Genomic DNA, 20,422 nt, shown 5'->3' with positions numbered 1-20,422 from the left:
CCTCCTTTAAAAGACCGATTTCCTGCTTAGATCTTCAGCTCGCACTATTCCCACCGGAGTTTCAGCAGCCAAAGAAGGTAATCGGAGTTAAACTAGATTAACTATTCAATATCTTACCTCAATTTATGATATCATAAAGAAAAGACTCTATGAGGTGTTGTTGTGTTCGCAAAAATATGCAAAAATTGTAATAATGAATTTTCTTTTTACTATTTAATGAAGGAGGGAAGCTTTAACAATGTTGTTTGTCCGAACTGTCACACACAACTTAAGCCGACTGGAGTTTCTAAACTAGCTTTTGCATTTATTTGCATCATTCCTTTGCTGGTTCTCCAGGATTCCTGGTGGGTCATCATAGGATGGATCATCTCATGTGTTTTTTTGCTCCAGCCTCTAGTCTATCGATACGAAGAGAAAAAAACTTAGATAAATTCATAGATTATTCGCTTTTGACGTCATGTTAACCGATCAACTTTAATAGAATAGATTATGCTGAAATGAAGCATATAATCTATCATGGAGTTGATTAAAGTGAAATCCAGCGGTATAAGCAGTGAAATGGAGCAAGTATTGAAAGAACCAGATATCGATAAGTTCCTGCTTTTGTTACAAAACTATCTATTAAATGTAACCGCTAACATAGATGATTCGAGTAAAGAATACAGTATATTTTTCTACAGAGATCTATCTGAACTCGATAGTGGTCTGGACAAACTGGATTTGCAGGAAAAAAAACTGTTGCGTGTAAAAGTAAATTCACTAATCACGTACCTCGAAGAGTTAAACAAAATCACCTTTCCATCACCTTTTGTTGTTGGTGTTTACACAGTTGTGGTTTCGTTTGTTCTCGGACTTATGATAAAAGATCCCAAGCCTTTTCCTGAATGGACGACAGTAACTGTAATAATTTGTCTGGTAGTGTTTATCCCCGGGATATCTTGGTTTACCTTGGATCAAGCTGGAAAAAGTGCAGAATTAAAAGAGGCATTATCTACTATTAAGGAACTAATGAATTAAAGATTAATTATGTTTCAAGGAACCATATAAAGGAAACATAAATTATATAGGCAAATAAAAAGGAGAATGTTAAATATGCGTAACGAATTAAAACATTATATTAATGGAGAATGGATAGAATCTACAGGTAATGAAACGGAAGAGGTAATTAATCCGGCTACAGAAGAAGTTATTGGTAAAATCAGTATGGGTACGAAAGAAGATTTAGATAAAGCAGTAGCTGCAGCAAAAGCAGCGTTTCCTTCTTTTTCACAAACATCTAAAGAAGAACGAATCGATATGCTTGAAAGAATTGTTACAGAATATGAAAAACGGAAAGATGATTTAATTGAAACGATGACGGATGAACTTGGATCACCACTTAAGATTTCTGAAAAAGTTCATTACAATATGGGATATGCTCATTTTTCAGAAGCGGCTAAAGCGTTAAAAGACTTTTCTTTTACAGAGGAGCGTGGCAACCACACGATTGTTAAAGAATCTGTAGGGGTGAGCGGTCTTATTACTCCTTGGAACTTCCCGACGAATCAAACGTCAACTAAAATTGCCAGCGCTTTTGCGGCAGGTAGTCCAGTAGTGTTAAAGCCATCTGAACTTACACCTTATGCGGCAATTATTTTAGCAGAGATCTTTGATGCTGCTGGTGTACCTAAAGGCGTATTTAATCTTGTTAATGGTTCAGGTTCAGTAATCGGCGACGGTATTAGTTCTCATCCTGATATCGATTTCGTATCGTTTACGGGTTCTGTTGGAACTGGACAAAAGATTATGGAAAATGCAGCAAAAACAATCAAAAATTTCGCTTTAGAGCTTGGTGGGAAATCACCACTAGTCGTTCTTGAAGATGCAGATATGGAAAAAGCGGCTAAAGCAGCTGTTAATCATATCGCTATGAATACTGGTCAGGTTTGTTCAGCTGCTACAAGAATCCTTGTCCCTTCCAATAAAAAGGATGAGTTTGTTGAAGCTGTTAAAAACGTATTGCCTAACTTCCCTGTTGGTAATCCACGTGAAAAATCGTTCATTGGTCCACTTGTTGCGAAAAAGCAGTGGGACACTGTTCAATCGTACATCGAGAAGGGTATTAAAGAAGGTGCCACTCTTGTAGCAGGTGGAGCAGGAAAACCAGAAGGACTGGAAAAAGGATTCTACGCAAAACCAACTGTTTTCGCAGATGTAAAAAACAGCATGGTCATTGCGCAGGAAGAAATTTTCGGACCTGTAATGTCTATTATCACTTATGAAACTATAGACGAAGCAATTGAAATTTCAAACGATACTGTTTATGGTTTAGCAGGTTATGTAATTGGTAACGATAAAGAAACACTTCGTAAAGTAGCAACAAGCATTCAAGCTGGTCGTATTACAGTGAACAATGCTGGCCCAGATTTCTCAGCACCATTCGGTGGTTACAAACAATCAGGAATCGGCAGAGAATGGGGAGACTTCGGTATTGAAGAATACCTTGAAACAAAATCAATTCTGGGACTTTCAGTTTAAAAGATAACAAACAACGAGCCTGTACATCAGGCTCGTTGTTTTTCTATGTTTGGTTTTGTATAATATTTTTGTAAATATAATAATCGCCATAGAAGTGCAACCGCACCACAGCTTAATCCAATGATTATACCCACCCAGTAACCAAATGGTTCGAGAGGTGTGTAATTTGCCAGCAGCCAGCCACTTGGCAGACCGATAACCCAATAAGAGACAAATGATGTTATGAGCGTTACATTCACGTCTTTGTACCCTCGCAAAGCTCCTTGGATTGGTGCGCCAAATGCATCAGCAAGCTGAAAGAAAATAGCAAAGTAAACAAATTGCTTCGTCATCTCGATCACCTCTGCATTGGCAGAATAAAGATGTGCAACAAAATCATTAAATATATATAAAACCGCGCCGGCAAAAACTGCGATAAATAAACCTCCACTAATTCCGATGAATCCGTATGTCCTGGCTTCACCAAAACGTTTTCCACCGACTTCAAATCCGATTACAATGGTTAGAGCAATTCCTACACTTAGTGGAATCATATACAACAGCGAAGCAAAATTGATTGCTGCCTGGTGGGCTGCAATGGTAGCGGTACTATAAACACTCATAAACAGAGTTACTGCTGAGAATATACTTGTTTCAAAAAAGATGGAAAAACCGATCGGTATTCCAATTTTTAATTGATCCCACCATTCAATAAGCGAAGGCTTTACCCAATTTGAAAAAAGACGATAATCACGAAACGGATGCATTTTGTATAAAATTCCAAATGCAATAATACAAACCATCCAATAAGTTAGCGCAGTAGCTATTCCAGAGCCAATTCCTCCGAATGCCGGGATCCCAAACTTCCCAAAAATAAAAATGTAGTTAAAAAATATATTTATTGGCAGCGAGATTAATATGATAATCATGGAGATCTTTGTCTGACCAAGCGCTTCAATAAAACAACGCAGCGTATTAAAAATAAATAAAGGAACAATTCCAGTTACCAGCCAAATTATGTAGTATTTAGCGGTATGGCGTACATCAGTTTCCAGGTCCATCACCTGCAAAATAGGATTTAACAGGAAGGCACCAATTAGTAAAACCAGTATAGCAAGCGCAGTGGCCAGATAAACACCTTGCTGAACCTTCCGAGCAATACCATGATCGGCATGTGCACCGATGAGGTGAGCGATAATGGGGGTGATAGCAAGCAGAATACCATTTATTCCAGTGAAAACAGGTATCCACAAACTAGACCCAATTGCCACACCAGCCAGATCTGTTGCACCAGCTTGCCCGGACATGACTGTGTCAAAAAAGTTCATCAAATACATGCTGACCTGGGTAATAAGAATAGGCAGCAATATTATGGTGAACAGCTTCAATTTTTCTTTTATCGTAGACGTTTCATACATATATGTCTTCCTTTTTGATTAATTTTCTACTAGTATAAAGAAGTGATTGTAAAAGTTATAAAAGCAATTATACCGTTTTACTTCGCATTTCGAAAGAAGGGACGATTAATTAATGAATAAAAAAAGTATTCTGTTTACAGGCGGCGGAACAGCAGGTCATGTCATTGTAAACTTAGCAGTCATACCCATTTTTCAGCGCGAGGGCTGGGAAATTAATTATATTGGTTCAAAGGATGGAATTGAACGAAAATTAATCGAGGAACTAGACGGTGTATCCTATCACCCAATTTCCACTGGAAAGCTTCGACGATATATGTCCAAAGAAAATATTAAAGATCCCTTCAAAGTAATGAAGGGTACGATGCAGGCATGGAGAATAATTGGCAAAGCTAAACCGTCAGTTATTTTTTCGAAAGGCGGATTTGTATCCGTACCAGTGGTGCTTGCAGCTAAGCTTCGCCGAATTCCAGTTGTCATTCATGAATCTGATTTTACTCCTGGTCTTGCTAATAAAATTGCAATTCCATTTGTGAAAAAAGTACTCGCAACTTTCCCAGAGACAATGAACTATCTGCCTGAGCAGAAAGCCGAATACGTAGGTGCAGTTGTACGTGATGAACTTTTTCAAGGCAGTAAGGAAAAAGGGATGGCCTTTTGCGATTTCACAACTACTAAACCGGTTCTGCTGATTATGGGCGGCAGTGGCGGTTCGAAAAAAATAAACGACAGCGTCCGGAACAGCCTGGATAAATTACTAAATGAATTTCAAATTATCCATGTATGCGGAATAGGGAAGACTGACCCAACTTTTAATCGTCCTGGATATACACAGTTTGAGTACGTAAATGAAGAATTAAAGGATCTTTTTGCAGCAACTGACTTTGTCTTATCTAGAGCTGGTTCAAATGCCATATTTGAATTTTTATCTTTACGAATTCCAATGCTGCTTGTCCCGTTATCTAAAGGCTCAAGTAGAGGCGATCAGATTATTAATGCTAAATCATTTACGGAAAAAAGGTATGCCCGTGTGCTTGAAGAAGAATCATTAACTGAGAACACACTTGTTGAGGAACTGCTTCAATTGAAAGAATATGGGGCAATCATGAAAACGAATATGGAAAGCTATCAGAGTTCGAAAGCAAAAGATCGTGTTATTGAAATCATAAAAAATAATAGTAAATAAACTCAACTTTCGCAGAATGAAATAAGTAGGTGCTCCAAGAAACAGTTGAATAAGCACGCAATCCATTATTGTGGTTGATACAAAACATATATACTGCGACGTAACTTCTAATTATGTTCGGTGATCTTCGCTTGCTTGGCCACCGAAAAAGTTAAATGTGATACGAAATAGGTGGATCAATCGTCGCATCTTCGAATATACTACGCTTTCCGCGGGCACGGCTTCAGCTTCCTCGGATAAGCAAAGACCGCTTTCCTGCGGGATCTTCAGCTCGCGCTGTTCCCGCAGGAGTCTTCGTATATTCGAAGATGCTAAGTAAGGGTGAAAAGATAGAATCCTATTACCCATCACTTTTTCAGTAGCCACTTCGCTTTCCCAAAGGAGTCTCCGCATTTTTCCTCCGTTGCCGTAGTGAACGAGAGAAAACATTTTTATGGATCGTAGAATGGATTCCCCATAATTATGGCAGTTGTTTGGAGCGGAGGACTGTTGACTCCTGCGGGAACAGCACGAGTCTGAAGGCCCCGCAGAGTGGTTTTGCAGTGCACCCCTATAGTTGGACACCCAATTAACAATAGGAGGTGCCTGGATGAGAAAGATGACAGAGAAGGAAAAACACGATGTTGTGCAACGTTATATAAAAGAGAGTTATAGTTATCGGGGCTTAGCGAAAGAAAGCGGGATTGACGAATCTGTATTACGCTATTGGGTAAAATTATATGAGTATCATGGAAATCAAGCTTTTCAATTTCCCTATACAAACTATACGCCAGCCTTTAAGCTAGATATAATTACGTTTATTGAAGAGAAGAATTTCTCTCTTCGAGAGGCATCGGCGATCTTCCACATTCCTGATCCTGCTATGGTTCGGAAGTGGAAGAAAAAGTGGGAGACTGGTGGATTCGATGCCCTTAAACCAACACGGAAGGGGAATCCCCATATGACAGCACATCAAAAGAAAAATTCGAAGAATGAAAAACCTGCTAAGGATCCTATAGAGGAAATGCAAAAAGAACTGGAACACTTGCGTATGGAGAATGCCTATCTAAAAAAGTTGAGAGCCTTAGTTCAAAACAAGGAAAAATCACCAAACAAGACAAAGCGAAAGTAGTCTATGAACTAAGGGTCGAATTCGCGGTAAAAAAACTTATAAAGTTGGCAGGTATTCCGCGGAGTACCTACTACTACTGGGTAAAAACATTTAATCGAGCTGACAAAGATACCACATTAAAGTCATTGATCCAATCGATTTATCATGAACATGATGGACGGTATGGCTATCGTCGCATTCAATTAGAATTAGCAAATAAGGGATACCTAGTGAATCACAAAAAAGTGCAGCGATTAATGAAGGCGTTAGGCTTGAAAAGCCTTGTTCGCATAAAGAAATACCGTTCGTATAAGGGCAAAGTTGGTAAGACTGCTCCCAATATCTTAAATCGCGATTTCAAGGCGGAAAAACCAAATGAAAAATGGGTGACCGACATTACAGAATTTAAATTATTCGGAGAGAAACTTTACTTATCTCCTGTTCTTGATTTATTTAATGGCGAAATTATCTCCTACACGATTGGTTCTAGACCAACCTACTCCCTAGTCTCCGACATGTTAGAAGCGTCTTTGGAGCGCATCACGGATAATGATGAACTGATTATCCACTCGGATCAGGGGTGGCACTACCAGATGAAAAAATACCGCCAAGCTCTAGAGGAACGTGGCATCACACAAAGTATGTCACGAAAAGGAAACTGTTATGACAACGCCGTTATTGAAAATTTCTTCGGAATTATGAAATCTGAATTTCTTTATCTCAACCAATTTGAAAGCATAGATCACTTCAAACAAGAGCTAGTAGAATATATGGATTACTATAATAACAAACGAATAAAAACAAAATTAAAAGGAAAGAGTCCGATTCAATACCGAACTCTTTCCCAACAAGCAGCTTAACGAAAAATCTGTCCAACTTTTCGGGGTCACTTCAGTTTTCTCGAGGAGACTGAAGCCGTGCCCGCGGAAAGCAACGGTCTGCAGCGGAAAACAACCATTAATGTCTTAGTTTAACATCAAATACGTTATTCAATCAGTATACTTCATAATGTCCTGAATTTTAGTAAACATAAAATCTCCCCATTGCTAGACTTAGCATTGGGGAGAATTTTTAGATTTGAATCGATGTTGATATTTGCTATATTGATCTCGATATAATAATAAACACTTGAGTTTTTACAACTATCGATTTTGAAATCAATACTATCACTTGCGACCTAACTTTAGCTATCTAGCGCTTGAATGGCCAGAAGTTTACATTGCCAAATAGTCGAACCATTACTGGTACAAATAATGGAAGCATAACAAAGGCATATAAAAACAATCCTGTTAATACAACTGTTGCAATCTGTAATAGTGACAAGACCCCAGAAGGAAGCATTGCGCCAAATGTACCACCTAAAATCACTGCTGCAGAAATAATAACAGTTCCCATATTTTTCATCGAACTAATTAATGCTTCTTTAAGTGGAACCTCTTTATACTCTTTAAAACGGTCCATTAGGAATATGCTATAGTCAATTCCAAGTGCCATCAGCATAACAAATCCGAAAAATGGAATTGCCCATGACAAACCATCATATCCAAGTATATTTACAAAGATAACTTCAGTGAGTCCGAGTGATGTAAAGTAAGTTAAAATCAGCGAACCAATTAAATATGCCGGAATAATCAAGGATCTAAGCATTATTACTAAGATAATGAAGATACCGATAATCATTAGCATTACAGTTCGAGAGTAATCTTCATCTGAAATGTTTTGAAGATCATTGTTGGTGCTACTGATTCCTCCAATCACTGGATCATTCTTTACAAAAACAGTATCTTCTTTTGCCTCGTTGACTGTTTCTTCAATTTTATCCACCATTGCAATTGCTTCAGAAGAGTATGGATTATCCTTCAATACAACATCGAATTTCACAAGCTTTTTATCAGTTGAAATGTAAGGCTTTGTTCCTTGGATAAACGCTTCATTTTCCAATGCCTGTTCTGGTATAACAACTGTTGGACTTGATTCGTCAGAGTTAAAATCTCCAAGGTGACTTTCTACCTCGGTAAGTCCAGAATTGATTTGCTGTAATCCGTCAGAACTCTCGCTAAGACCGCTTGATAATTGTCCAAGCTGATCCTGCATACCATCAAATGCACCTTTCAATTCTTCCTGACCACCATAAATTTCTGAAAGTCCATTTTGTAAGCTAGGGATATTAGAAATGACTTGATCCTGACCAGAAGCCGCCTGATTTAAGCCCGATTGCAGCTGCTTCACGCCATTAATTAATTTGGAGAGTCCATCAGAGAGCTGACCCTGCCCAGAAATGGTTTCAGTAAGCCCGCCATTCAGTTTGTTTAACGGAGCAATTACCTGATTCTCAAGTGCTGGCTGTATCTCGGCTAATGAATCCGTTTGATCCTTCAATTTATCAAGCGTTTGATAAGCAGTCATAAAGTTTTTATCATCATTCAGTTCGGGATGATCTTCTAAAACTGCTGTTAAACTCGAATAAGATTGAGAAATAGCTGGGTTAATTTGGTCTAGTCCATTTAATTTGGAATTTAGAGACGTCAAACCATCAGCTAATTTCTTATATCCATTCAATAAGTCACGGTTTCCATTTATAGTTTGATCCAGATTACTTTTAATTGTTTGCAGGTTAGCTGCAATTTCATTCGCTCCCTGTGATCCAGAAACAATACCATTTTGAATTTCATTAAGTGCATTACTAATATCACCGATACCAGTATTAGCCTGTTTAGTTCCCTCCATCAGCTGATTGACACCGTTTTGTGCTTCTTCAAGCTGTGGTGTTGCATTTTTAAGTTCGTCAGAGGCCTGCGAAAGACCATTTTGAATTTCTTTAATTCCACCTGTGCTTTGACCAATTCCATCGGCTAATTGTCCGGTTTGATTTTTAACTGAAAAACCTTCGATAATTTCTCCAGCGGGTCTGGTAGCACTTCTAACTTGCGCTACTCCGTCCATTTCAGCAATTTCCTGACTTATCTTAGCAATATCTTGGAATTCTTCAACTGAATCAATTGGTTCTTTTGTTTCCAATAAAACAGTGGTTGGCATAGTTTGCCCAGGTCCAAAGCTTTCAGAAATCCAGTTAAACGCCTTTACTGAACCATACTCTTCGCCAATTTCCTGAAGTGAATTATACGATTTGTCGCCATCATACGTGATTAAAAATGGGAGGGTTATTGCTGCTACGATGAGTAAAGCAATAATTGGCCGGCCCCAAGCAAATAATCCTGCATGCTTCCAAAGTTTACTCTCTTTATGAGAGACATTTTTATCAAATGGCCAGAAAAGTTTTTTACCTAATACAACTAAGAAAAATGGAACCAAAGTTGCCAGTGCCAATAGAACAACTGCTACACCAACAGCCACCGCAACAGCCGACTGATAAAGTGAAAATGTCGATAGACCAATTGTTGAAAATCCTACGAGCACAGCCAAGCCTGCGAAGAAAATAGTCTTGCCAGCTGATCTGTACGTAGTAATGACAGCATCTGAAATTGAGTCATGATGAGCAAGTTCTTCTTTAAATCTGCTTATTAATAAAATACAATAATCCGTTCCTATTCCAAACATAACAGCTACCATAAAAATCTGCGTAAAAGTGGATAGCGGGAAATCTGCAGTATCTGCAAGGATAGAAACAACACCTTGTGCTGCAAGATAGCTAATTCCAACTGTAAGTAAGGGTATGAATGGAGCAACGAACGATTTAAATACAATGAATAGAATGATAAGTATCAATCCAACAGTTATGAATTCTGTTCGTTGTAACCCCTCTTCGGAGTTTTTCGTAATATCCATTTGAATATAATCTTCACCAGTTATATGATGATCAATCGCAACATCTTCAACTGTATTACTTATTTTTTCTCGGGTTTCACCAATTTCATGGGAGGTTAAGGAAAGATCAAACGGTACAAGAATAGTCGTATTATCTGACGACACGGTCTGTTCTTCTATTGCAGGATCTTCCGTAAAATCTAAAATATTCGAAAGGCCAAGTTCTTCTTTCTTTTTCTTTAACTGATCAATAGCAGCTGAAACTTCCTGTTTTTCAGATTTGTCCAGACCGTCTTCATCGTGAAATACAAGAACAGCGCTAGACTGGTTTGAGCCGTTTTCAGCGGACATGTCATTAAGTAACTCATTTGCTTTTTGTGATGGGTATTCTTCCGGAACTGAAATTTGACCTTTCTCCCGAACAAGTTCTTGAAGGTTCGGTGCAAAAATAAAAAGACCAGCTGCTGCGGCAACCCATAAAGCGGCAATCAGCCATCTAAACCGAATAATTTGTTTCATGGTATTTCCTCCTATTTTTTATCCATCATTCCTGCTAATTTTTCAAGTGATTGGATAAACTGTGTAATTTCTTCCTTATTAAAGTGGGAAAGCTGGTCGCCAATAGCTGCATAAAGTTCTTTTTCTGTGTACTCCACCAGATGTTTCCCTTTAGGTGTAATGGTTAAGTATACGTTTCGACGGTCAGATGCATCCCGGTTTCTTTCGATTAATTCCTTATCAAATAATCGGTTTATTTGAGCAGTTACCGCACTTTTACCTACTCCGAATTCGAGAGCTATTTCTGTACTTGTGCAATTTTCATTATTTCGAATGTATTGCAGAGTTGAAAATTGATCAGTTGTAATTTCGGAGTGAATTTTTTCTTTTAAAATACTGTTAACACTTCGGTAAACAGTATTCATTGCAGTTTGGTAGCGTTTGATGAGTACATATATATCCATTTAAATACCTCCATATATAAAAAAGTTCAATAGGTGAATAGTTCGATTGGTGAACTATTATATCGTAACAAGAAAACTGTTTGTAAGCAATAACTTAACCAGCATGTCACAAAATAGACATTTAGTGTTTGGTTATAGTTGAGACAGGGTAGCGCAAATCAACTCTATTTTGTCTGAATTTGTCGAAATTCAAAGCATTTATGCCAATGTTGATAGAAATCAACGATTGTTCCTCTTAGAATTACCAGTTCACCTCTTATCCACCTATACCGGCTCTGAAGCGGTTTGATAAGCAGTAACCTATTCATATATGCTTAAATAACGTTGTTTGGATACAATGACCCGCTTAGTTTCCTGAATTTTCCTCAGAATTAAAGTAACTCTCTTTAGCCATCTTAATAGAAGTAGCATTATTTTACTTACTGATTATTGGTGGAAAAAACTAAATAAAAAGGAGCAATTAAAATGAAAAAAATGTTGATGTTAGTATCTGCTGCCGTTTTGCTAGTGCTTTCGGCATGTGGAGGAGAATCTGAATCCGACGGTAAAAAGGAAAAAATCGTTTTCGCCGATGCTGGATGGGATAGTATCAGAGTTCATAACAGTATTGCACAAAAGATAATTGAAGAAGGTTATGGGTATGAAACTGAAGTAACTCCCGGTTCAACTTCCGCAACTTTTCTAGGTCTTCGTGAAGGTGATATCGATGTATATATGGAAGCTTGGACAGATAACATAAAAGAAGTATATAACGAAGCAACAGAAGCTGGAGATGTTGAAAAAGTTTCTGTTAACTTTGATGATAATGTTCAAGGTATCTACGTTCCTACATATGTAATTGAAGGGGACGAGGAACGTGGAATAGAACCAATGGCGCCAGACTTAAAAACGGTTGAAGATCTTAAGAAATATCCTGAATTATTTTCAGATCCTGCAGAGCCTGAAAAGGGTCGTTTAATTAACGCTCCTAGTGGTTGGGCTGTTGCAGAAGCGATTACGAAAAAGATGGAAACGTATGGCTTAAATGATACTTTTGTTAACTTTATGCCTGGTTCTGATGCAGCAATTGTAGCATCCTTAACTGATGCTATTGATGCAGGAGAGCCTTGGGTAGGTTATTACTGGTCTCCAACTGCTGTAACGGCTAAATTCGACCTTACGCTGTTGGAAGAGCCTGAATTTGATAAGAAGGTTTGGGAAAAAACAAAAGGTACTGAATTCCCGCCAAATGACGTAGTTGTCGCAGTTCATAAAGATATGCCTGATCAAGCAAAAGACGTTGTAGATTTTTTAAGTAATTATGAAACAAGTTCTAAATTAACGGAAGAAGCGTTAAAGTATATGGATAAAAATCAAGTGTCTGCTGAAGAAGCGGCAGTATGGTGGATGAAACAGCATGAAGACTTATGGACAGGCTGGGTCCCAGAAGATGTTGCAACTAAAGTTAAGGATTCAATGAAGTAGTATTTGAAGAACATGATAGAAATGGCAGCTGGCTTATAGTCTGGCTGCCATTCTAATCTGAATAAGTGAGGTGAAGAGGCTGTAGTTTACAGTCTTCCAATGGGAATTTTTCCGAATATAACGACGAAACTAGGAGATTATGTTGAAGAATTTGTTAACATTTTGGATGAAACCTTCGAGGGTTTTTTTGATTTTATTTATTTATTCTTCTCAGGTATCATCGGTGGAATTGAAGATTTCTTACTAGTGTTGCCGTGGTGGGTATTTATCTTAATTATTGTATTACTTGGTGCATACTTCAAGTCAATCATTTCTGGAATGTTTTACGGTGGATTTATTTTTCTGATCGGTACATTTGGGTTATGGGAAGATATGATGATAACGATTGCAGTAGTTTTGACTGCAGTAATTATTTCACTTGGAATTGGCATACCGCTTGGAATTTTAATGGCGGTCAGCAAAGTCTTTTCAGCTGTCATGCGACCTATACTGGACGCAATGCAGACCATGCCAAGTTTTGTGTACCTTATTCCAGCGATTTTTTTCTTTGGTTTAGGAAACGTTTCAGCAATATTTGCTACATTGATTTATGCTGTACCACCAGTCATCCGATTAACGGAACTGGCAATTCGCGGTGTGGATAAAGAAGTAATTGAATCTGCGCAGTCATTTGGATCTTCCAGAACACAAATGCTTTGGAAAATTCAATTGCCACAGGCTTTGCCGACAATAATGGCTGGTGTAAATCAAACGACGATGATGGCACTTGCAATGGTAGTAATTGCTTCCATGGTTGGAGCGCAAGGGTTAGGTGAACAGGTACTCGTGTCAATAAACCGAATTGATATTTCACTTGGGTTTGAAGCGGGTATCAGCATCGTATTTTTAGCAATAATAATTGACCGCGTGACCGGCGGCGTAGCAGATAAACTCCAGAAGCACAGGAGGGTTAACGAATGACAGCTAAAATAAAATTGGAGAATGTATCTAAAATATTTGGCCCAAAGCCAAAATCCATTATTCCATTAATAAAAAGCGGTAAAAGTAAAAAGGATATACTTGCTGAAACAGGACATACCGTTGGTGTTTACGATGCCACGATGGAAATTGAACAAGGAGAAATCTTTGTTATTATGGGCTTATCCGGTAGTGGTAAGTCGACCCTCATTCGCTGTTTTAATTTATTGAATAAACCTACGGATGGTTCTATATTCATTGATGGAGAAGACATTGCTAAATATAGTGGAGCAAAATTAAAAAAAGTAAGACAGGAAAAAATAGCTATGGTTTTTCAGCATTTCGGTCTGTTTGATCACAGGACTGTGCAGGGAAATGTGGAGTACGGTCTAGAAATAAAAAAGATGAATAAAGTAGAGCGAGAAAAAATTGCAACTAAAAATTTGGAAGTTGTTGGACTAAAAGGGTACGAAGAAAAGTATCCTGATCAGTTATCGGGCGGAATGCAGCAACGAGTAGGATTAGCCCGCGCTCTTGCAAATAATCCTGATATTCTACTGATGGATGAGCCCTTCAGTGCCTTGGATCCACTTATAAGAAGAGAAATGCAATTAGAGTTATTGGATATCCAGGACCGTTTACAAAAAACTATTATTTTTATCACACATGATGTCAACGAAGCATTTAAACTGGGTGACCGTGTAGCGGTTATGAAAGATGGTAAAGTCGTGCAAATAGGGACGCCTGAAGAAATAATTGAACAACCTGCAAACGAGTATATCTCAGACTTTATTAAGGATATCGACCGTTCAAAAGTATTTCAGGCAGAACATGTTATGATTAAGCCGAATGCATTGGTGTCGACGAAAGATGGTCTCAATGTAGCTGTAAAGGAAATGGAAGAAAATAATATTTCGAGTGTGTTCGTTGTCGATCGTCAACGTCATATAAAAGGTATCGTAACAATTGATGATGCAATAAGAGGAATTAAGGAAAAATTGGAGTTAGCGGATGTGCTGCGGACTGATGTTACGATTGTTCCACAAGATGAGTACGTTAGTGAATTGATTCCAAAAACTTTGGAATCAAAATTCCCATTGGCAGTCGTGAATACAGAAAATAAATTAATTGGATTCATACTTCGCGTGCATGTTTTATCTGGGCTGGTATCAAGCGAGATTAATGAAAGCACGGAATATCATGATTAACGCACAAGGAAAGCTGGCCATCGGTATGGTCAGCTTTTTTCTGTTAGAATAGTAAAAAGAAAGAAGGGAGATATGAAATGAATATCACAAGTACCAAAAAACTTTCTAACGGAGTAACTATTCCAAGACTAGGACTAGGTGTATATAAAGTTCCTGACGAACAAGTTTATGATATAGTTTTAAAGCGCACTTGATAAAGGCAATCGCCACATTGATACAGCAAGTTTTTATGATAATGAAAAAGGTGTTGGAAAAGCCATTCGGAACTCTGGTATTCCTCGTAATGAAATTTTTGTCACAAGCAAAGTGTGGAATGATGACCATGGTTACGATAAAGCGCGAAAAGCATTTGACGTAAGTATGGAAAAGCTAGGTCTGGACTATTTAGACCTTTATTTAATTCATTGGCCAGTACCAGAAATTTTCCCGGAAACCTGGAGAGCTTTGGAGGAAATTTATAACAGTAAACTTGTAAGGGCAATCGGGGTAAGTAATTTTCTGGATCATCATTTGAAAAAACTAAACGAAACATCTACTGTTACACCTGTCGTAAATCAAATCGAGTTACATCCAAAGTTATTTCAAAAAAGTACGGTGGACTATTGCAGACAAAATGGAATTGCTATTGAGTCATGGTCGCCACTTGGCCGTGCTAAATATCTGGATGATCCCGGACTTAAGAAAATAGCTGCTAAATATGGAAAAAGTGCAGCGCAATTAATAATCCGATGGCACTTGGAACATGACTTCATTGTTATACCAAAATCTGCAAACGAAAAAAGACAACGTGAAAATGCGGATGTATTTAACTTTGAAATTTCCACTGAAGATATGAAGGTATTGAATGGTATGGATGAAAATTTGCGAATAGGATCTCATCCAGATACTATCACTAGATAGGATTCTAAGAGCTTGCTTTTCTTCACACTTAGATAATTATGAAAAAGTAGTAAACTGCCTTACTTGAAAGATGTCCATGACACGATTAATAAATATGTATATACCTAAAGCGAGTTACTAATTAATTTTTCGTAGTAGATGGATACTGCGAAATAACTTACCACTTTGAGAATGCTACGATATGACAGCAACGAGATTTCCGCTGATGGCAGTCGCGCACCTTAGGGCGGCTGGTGAGCCTCCTCGTGCTATTGCACTCCGGGGTCTCACCGATGCCTGTCCTCCCGCAGGAGTCGACTGCCATCCGCTCCAATCTCTAGACAAAATATGGATGTCGCAGATTTATTAACTGCTACCCTGATAGCACGGCTATGCTATTTCTACATGTTCTAGTTTAAAAAAACAAAGACATAAACAGCTTTACCAGTCCTGGTGAGCGGAGGGCGGTGACTCCAGCGGGAACAGCACGAGTCTGAAGGCCCCGCAGAGTGGGGTTCTCGAGGAGACTGAAGCCGTGCCCGCGGAAAGCATCCGCCCGCAGCGATCCTGGACGACGGCTTTAGAACATTTCTTGGTAATAAATTTACTTCGCAGTATAGAGATATTCTTAATCAACTACATCAATGGATTGTGGGGTAATTTAACTATTACTGGAACACCTGTTTCTCTCAATTTGCCGTAATTGATAGAAAGTATACTTTTCCTCTTGTATTATTATTTATTCAGTTATACCATGTCGAATGAGCTTAGCATTTACATTATATTTCACTTTAATATCTGAAAGTTTGTTTCGCCATTCATCGTCTGTAAGTTTACCTGTTCTTTTCTGACTTCGATAGATACTTCCATAACCGAACGGATCTGCATCAAGGTCCTGTACTTTTTTTAATAGATCTGTATATCTTTTTTCTATGTTTTTTTCGATCTCTTTTTCGAGTAAAGTTTCAACCTTAGCTTCAAGGTTGATTTCCCTTGTCAATTCTAATAAACGAAATTCTACGTCAACATTTGTTTCGAATTCCAGATCATGAAAATTGGTTAACCTGGATTGACCATGGCCATTTACCACGCTGAGCAACACACTGAACGTATCGTCATCCTGATTGGCATCGGCTCTGACCAGGTGATCTTTGATCGGCTCGATTGGTAATGTAAGTTCCATTAAGGTTGTTTCAACTTGTTTCTCTAGTATATTAAGCAAAAATGCATCTACAGTTGAGATGGACCCTGCATATTTATCTTCTTTAAATAGTGCCATTGCGTATAAGTAAGGTCGACCTTCTTTTATTTTCAGCATCGGAATTATTGGATCTTTTCCCACATCATAATACGTATGAGTAAAGTCGTGAAGATTGGTACGCGGAATGATATCATCATTTATCGTTTGTTCAATTAGTCGGTATAAATAATGTTCCACGTCAATTGATAAATTTTCTTTACCCATTGTTATTATTTCCTCTGCAGTTGAGTTACTTAGAGCAAGGAACATTGTATCAGAAACCTTTGCATCTCGGGCAAGCGTATCCAGGTAGGGCAATAACCCTTTTTTTGCTGCTTTCATACCGTATATTTCAAGCCGAATCTGGCCAGGAGTTAACTCGAAGTTAGTCTTATAATTTGCGTTTGCTCTCGCTCCTTTTACTGTATCCCCTTCGCCAAAAACAATTTTTGCAATGTCTTTTGACCGTGCATCAAACTGGAAATAAACGATGGTCGTTTTTAATTTGCCGTCCTCCTGAAGATCAATACCTCTAGTATTAATGATTCCAAGACTTTCAATTTCTTTAGAATCTACACAGCCATTCAGTAATAGTATAAATAGCGGTAATAAAATTAACCAATATTTAATCATTTTGTATGTCACCCTTATGTTTACGCCATCTTTTTTTAATTATTACCAGTGGTAGCAATATAAGCGGGTAAATAAACACAACCCAGAATCCCACCTTGCCGATTATCGTCACAGTAATTGAAATTAATTTACTGTCTTGAAATAAAAAACTTAAAATAAAAAATATACTTGAAGCTATGTACAGCGTTTTTTTCTGAGGTATTCCGTAGAGACGTTTCACACCATATGTCATTCCCCACATCAGTAATATCATATTAGGCAGTATTACTAGCATCCAGCTTGCCACAACGATATAATCAAAACGTTCAATAAACGAGAAAGATACTGTTTTAAACAATCCAAGCACAGACCAGTCTAAATTTCCCAATTGATTAGGGCTATAATATCCTATCGCAATAAAGGTAACTAAGAACAAAATAAATGCTGACCAGCTAACTCCAAGGATAACAGGCAACTTTATATTTTTTTTGTTTTGGATAAAAGGAAATAACAACAACAAAATTTCAAAACCCATTAAACTATAAGAAGTTGATCTCGCGCCTTTTAATAATTCCACAGGAGAAGCATTAAATAATGGAAGGAAATGCAAAAAATCCATTCGCATTGCCGGGAAAAGTAACAGAAACAACAGAAATTGTATTAATAAAAAAAAGATAAAAACAATCCCTACGATGACCCTTATTCCTCCAAGTACACTATATATAATTAAACTTAGCAAAATAAGTGACATCGTATAGGTGGGAAAGGTAGGAAAGATGAAAATTTGTACAACCGCAATGTAAGTAATCAAAATAGAAAAAAGACTAGCACCTAGATGAATAATAAATAAACTTCCAAGAATTTTTCCAATCCACATACCGAATAAATCTACTTGAATTCCATAAAGGTCAGCAGTTTCGTATTGATTTAGAATAATAATCATTGCAAACGCAATGATTACCATATATATGAAGGCAATTAACACAGCTATCCATGAATCATGTCCGGATTCCAAAAAGATATATTTTGGTGCCCCCATGATCCCTGCCCCTGTTTGAATGGAAGTAATTATGAAAAAAAGATAGAATGCACGGATTTTCAAATTTTCTTTAATAGTTATATTAACTTCCATTTTTTCACCATCCTATTCATCAATGTCTTTTTTCTTCTCTGCCTCCTTTTTCCGGTAACGTAAAGTATCTTTGGGCTGCAGTGAGATAGCTCGATGGGACTGTTTGTTTAAAGGTAAGCGGAACAGTACTTTATTAAAATCCTGCCATTTAAATGGATACAACGGTGTTAGGTATGGGCGTCCTAATGAAGTTAAATGCAGTAAATGAATAATTAAAAGACTAATACCAAAAACGATTCCAATAATACCGAATAGACCAGCCAATAGAATCATGGGGAATCGAATAACACGAATTGTTGCTCCCATTAAATAACTTGGAGAAGTAAAGGAAGCTAGTGCGCTAATTCCAATTACAATTATAAGAATACTGCTTGTTAATCCTGCTTGAACCGCTGCCTGACCAATAACAATACCACCAACAATACCCATTGTTTGACCAACCTTTGTAGGCAGTCGTGCTCCAGCCTCACGTAAAAGTTCAATCATAAACTCTAAAATTAGTGCTTCTAGTAATGGTGGAAAAGGAACAGCAGCCCGTGACTGTCCCAATGTGATTAATTCAGGAGTGGGAATTAATTCATAATGATACGTTACAGTTGCTACATACAATGGAGTTAATAATACAGACAAAGTCATAGCGATGAACCGAAGTGCGCGAGCGAATGACCCTGTATTCCAACGCATATAAATATCTTCTGTGGATTCGAAAAAACTGAATAAAGTTGATGGAGCTACGATTCCATTAGGGCTCCCCTCCATTAACAATCCAACTTTTCCGCTAGTAATGATATAACTAAAACGATCAGGTAGTTCAGTTGAATAGAATTGTGGGAAAACAGTAATTTGGGAATCTTCGATGTAACTCATCAGAACGGTACTATCTTCAACAGAGTCTACTTTGAGGTTTAACAGCCGTTGTCGAATAGTATTTACATCGGTTTCATTGGTAATTGAATTCATGTAAACCAGACGAATTTCTTTCGGTGCAGTTTTCCCAACAACTATTTTTTCCAGTACCAAGTCATTGGATTTAATTGCCCACTGAACTAAATTTAAATTAGTAAATAATGATTCTGTGAATGCAACTTTTGGACCTAAAACAACGGACTCTGTTTCAGCAGTTGCCAGCTGCCGTTTTTCTTTTTTTAATAATAAGTAGGATATAGCATCTTTTTCGCCCTCAATATAGATAAAGACTTCGCCTATTAATAATTTTGACAGTATTTCATCAAAGTTTTCTTTCCTGGAACCAGTCCCTAATGGGATTTCATTTAAAAGTGATTTATTACTCCATTCTTTTTCATTACTGAGTAATGGCTGTAAAATAAACTTCTCAAGTCTTTCAGATTGAATTTGATATGCGATAAAGAAAACGGCAATTTTTTTTTGCTGATGTTCATAAGTAGTGAAGATTAGATCAGGATTATTTTCAAACTTACTTTCTAATTTGATTTTTAGTTCATCCACTTTAATCGGAAAAATGGAGGACTTCATTTTATTCTTTTTTGAAATTTTCTTCATGGCTGCCTCCTGAAAACACTAAGTAAGAGTAGTATGTGGGGAAATAGCGTTTTTATTACTAAGCCGACAAATATTAATTAGAAAATCTCGGTAGTTTGTTTGCTTTTTTAGCGAGCACTGAAGTTTTACTTATGCCAAGATTCTTTTATTTTTTTTACTTTCTTATGTAGAACAAAAAAGTACTACAGAACGGATTCTGTAGTACTGAATGCAATAAACTATAGTTCTTGTATCACATAAAAAATGTTACTAGTTATTTGTCGCAGGAGTCAACGCCCGGGACAATGCAGGACTGGTAAAGCTAATACATGTTGAAATAGACGTAGATATCAAGTGTACATTAAATAAATCTGTGTCATCCATCTCTTGTCTAGAGATTGGAGCGGAGGAAAGGCATAGGTGAGACCCAAGGAAGCTGAAGCCGTGCCCACACAAAGCGTTGTATATTCGAAGATGCGATCGTAGATCCACTTATTTCGTACCACCTCCAACCCT

The 20,422-nt window shown here is 37.6% G+C and carries 14 protein-coding genes; 8 read left to right on the top strand and 6 right to left on the bottom strand.

Going from position 1 to position 20,422, the window contains the following annotated elements:
- Window positions 1–516 precede the first annotated feature (516 nt).
- Both VBD025_RS17765 and VBD025_RS17760 read left to right on the top strand, forming a co-directional pair.
- Entirely contained in the window at window positions 517–1,017 is a 501-nt protein-coding gene (locus VBD025_RS17765; RefSeq protein WP_430787939.1) for a hypothetical protein, read from the top strand.
- Window positions 1,018–1,092: 75 nt separating this feature from the next.
- Window positions 1,093–2,517 carry an aldehyde dehydrogenase family protein gene (locus VBD025_RS17760; protein ID WP_430787937.1) on the top strand — a complete coding sequence of 475 codons (1,425 nt, stop codon included), beginning with the start codon at window positions 1,093–1,095 and terminating at the stop codon, window positions 2,515–2,517.
- A gap of 26 nt (window positions 2,518–2,543) precedes the next feature.
- Here the strand turns inward: VBD025_RS17760 and VBD025_RS17755 are convergent, their stop codons facing one another.
- Window positions 2,544–3,914, bottom strand: a complete 1,371-nt coding sequence (locus VBD025_RS17755) for an MATE family efflux transporter (RefSeq protein ID WP_430787935.1) — start codon at window positions 3,912–3,914, stop codon at window positions 2,544–2,546.
- 112 nt (window positions 3,915–4,026) lie between these two features.
- Between VBD025_RS17755 and VBD025_RS17750 the strand changes: the two genes are divergently transcribed.
- Together VBD025_RS17750 and VBD025_RS17745 are read left to right on the top strand one after the other, a co-directional pair.
- Window positions 4,027–5,097, top strand: a complete 1,071-nt coding sequence (locus VBD025_RS17750; protein ID WP_430787933.1) for an undecaprenyldiphospho-muramoylpentapeptide beta-N-acetylglucosaminyltransferase — start codon at window positions 4,027–4,029, stop codon at window positions 5,095–5,097.
- A 589-nt stretch (window positions 5,098–5,686) separates the two neighbouring features.
- Window positions 5,687–7,047 (top strand): IS3 family transposase gene (locus tag VBD025_RS17745; RefSeq protein WP_430787785.1). Its coding sequence is split into 2 segments (ribosomal slippage): window positions 5,687–6,143 and window positions 6,143–7,047, totalling 1,362 coding nucleotides; the frame shifts between segments, so codons are not numbered across the junction.
- Window positions 7,048–7,378: 331 nt separating this feature from the next.
- Here VBD025_RS17745 and VBD025_RS17740 read toward each other — a convergent pair.
- Together VBD025_RS17740 and VBD025_RS17735 are read right to left on the bottom strand one after the other, a co-directional pair.
- Window positions 7,379–10,471, bottom strand: a complete 3,093-nt coding sequence (locus VBD025_RS17740; RefSeq protein WP_430787931.1) for an MMPL family transporter — start codon at window positions 10,469–10,471, stop codon at window positions 7,379–7,381.
- An 11-nt stretch (window positions 10,472–10,482) separates the two neighbouring features.
- Window positions 10,483–10,914: a MarR family winged helix-turn-helix transcriptional regulator gene (locus VBD025_RS17735; protein WP_430787929.1), complete on the bottom strand. Its 432-nt coding sequence runs from the start codon at window positions 10,912–10,914 to the stop codon at window positions 10,483–10,485.
- Window positions 10,915–11,379: 465 nt separating this feature from the next.
- Here VBD025_RS17735 and VBD025_RS17730 point away from each other — a divergent pair, with 465 nt between their 5' ends.
- From VBD025_RS17730 to VBD025_RS17715, 4 genes are all read left to right on the top strand, one after another.
- Window positions 11,380–12,378, top strand: a complete 999-nt coding sequence (locus VBD025_RS17730; protein WP_430787927.1) for an ABC transporter substrate-binding protein — start codon at window positions 11,380–11,382, stop codon at window positions 12,376–12,378.
- A 99-nt stretch (window positions 12,379–12,477) separates the two neighbouring features.
- Complete coding sequence (locus VBD025_RS17725) at window positions 12,478–13,338, top strand: ABC transporter permease (protein WP_430787925.1); 861 nt, start codon at window positions 12,478–12,480, stop codon at window positions 13,336–13,338.
- Window positions 13,335–14,543, top strand: coding sequence for a quaternary amine ABC transporter ATP-binding protein (locus VBD025_RS17720; RefSeq protein ID WP_430787923.1), 1,209 nt, complete (start codon window positions 13,335–13,337; stop codon window positions 14,541–14,543). The genes VBD025_RS17725 and VBD025_RS17720 overlap by 4 nt, the downstream gene beginning before the upstream one ends.
- A gap of 210 nt (window positions 14,544–14,753) precedes the next feature.
- The gene (locus VBD025_RS17715) at window positions 14,754–15,443 is read left to right on the top strand and encodes an aldo/keto reductase (protein WP_430791482.1); all 690 of its coding nucleotides are present in this window, start codon (window positions 14,754–14,756) and stop codon (window positions 15,441–15,443) included.
- Between the two features lie 718 nt (window positions 15,444–16,161).
- Here the strand turns inward: VBD025_RS17715 and VBD025_RS17710 are convergent.
- The 3 genes from VBD025_RS17710 to VBD025_RS17700 are packed head-to-tail and all read right to left on the bottom strand — an operon-like array spanning window position 16,162 to window position 19,927.
- Entirely contained in the window at window positions 16,162–17,295 is a 1,134-nt protein-coding gene (locus VBD025_RS17710; protein WP_430787921.1) for a Ger(x)C family spore germination protein, read from the bottom strand.
- Window positions 17,288–18,406: a GerAB/ArcD/ProY family transporter gene (locus VBD025_RS17705; RefSeq protein ID WP_430787919.1), complete on the bottom strand. Its 1,119-nt coding sequence runs from the start codon at window positions 18,404–18,406 to the stop codon at window positions 17,288–17,290. Before VBD025_RS17705 ends, VBD025_RS17710 begins: the two co-directional genes overlap by 8 nt.
- 12 nt (window positions 18,407–18,418) lie before the next feature.
- The gene (locus tag VBD025_RS17700; RefSeq protein WP_430787917.1) at window positions 18,419–19,927 is read right to left on the bottom strand and encodes a spore germination protein; all 1,509 of its coding nucleotides are present in this window, start codon (window positions 19,925–19,927) and stop codon (window positions 18,419–18,421) included.
- Window positions 19,928–20,422 lie beyond the last annotated feature (495 nt).

Origin of the sequence: Virgibacillus flavescens (assembly GCF_050574275.1) — a bacterium.
In the GTDB taxonomy this organism is placed as follows: domain Bacteria; phylum Bacillota; class Bacilli; order Bacillales; family Amphibacillaceae; genus Virgibacillus_F; species Virgibacillus_F flavescens.
Note: the sequence above shows the minus strand (reverse complement) of the source record. Positions and strands in the feature narration are given on the sequence as shown.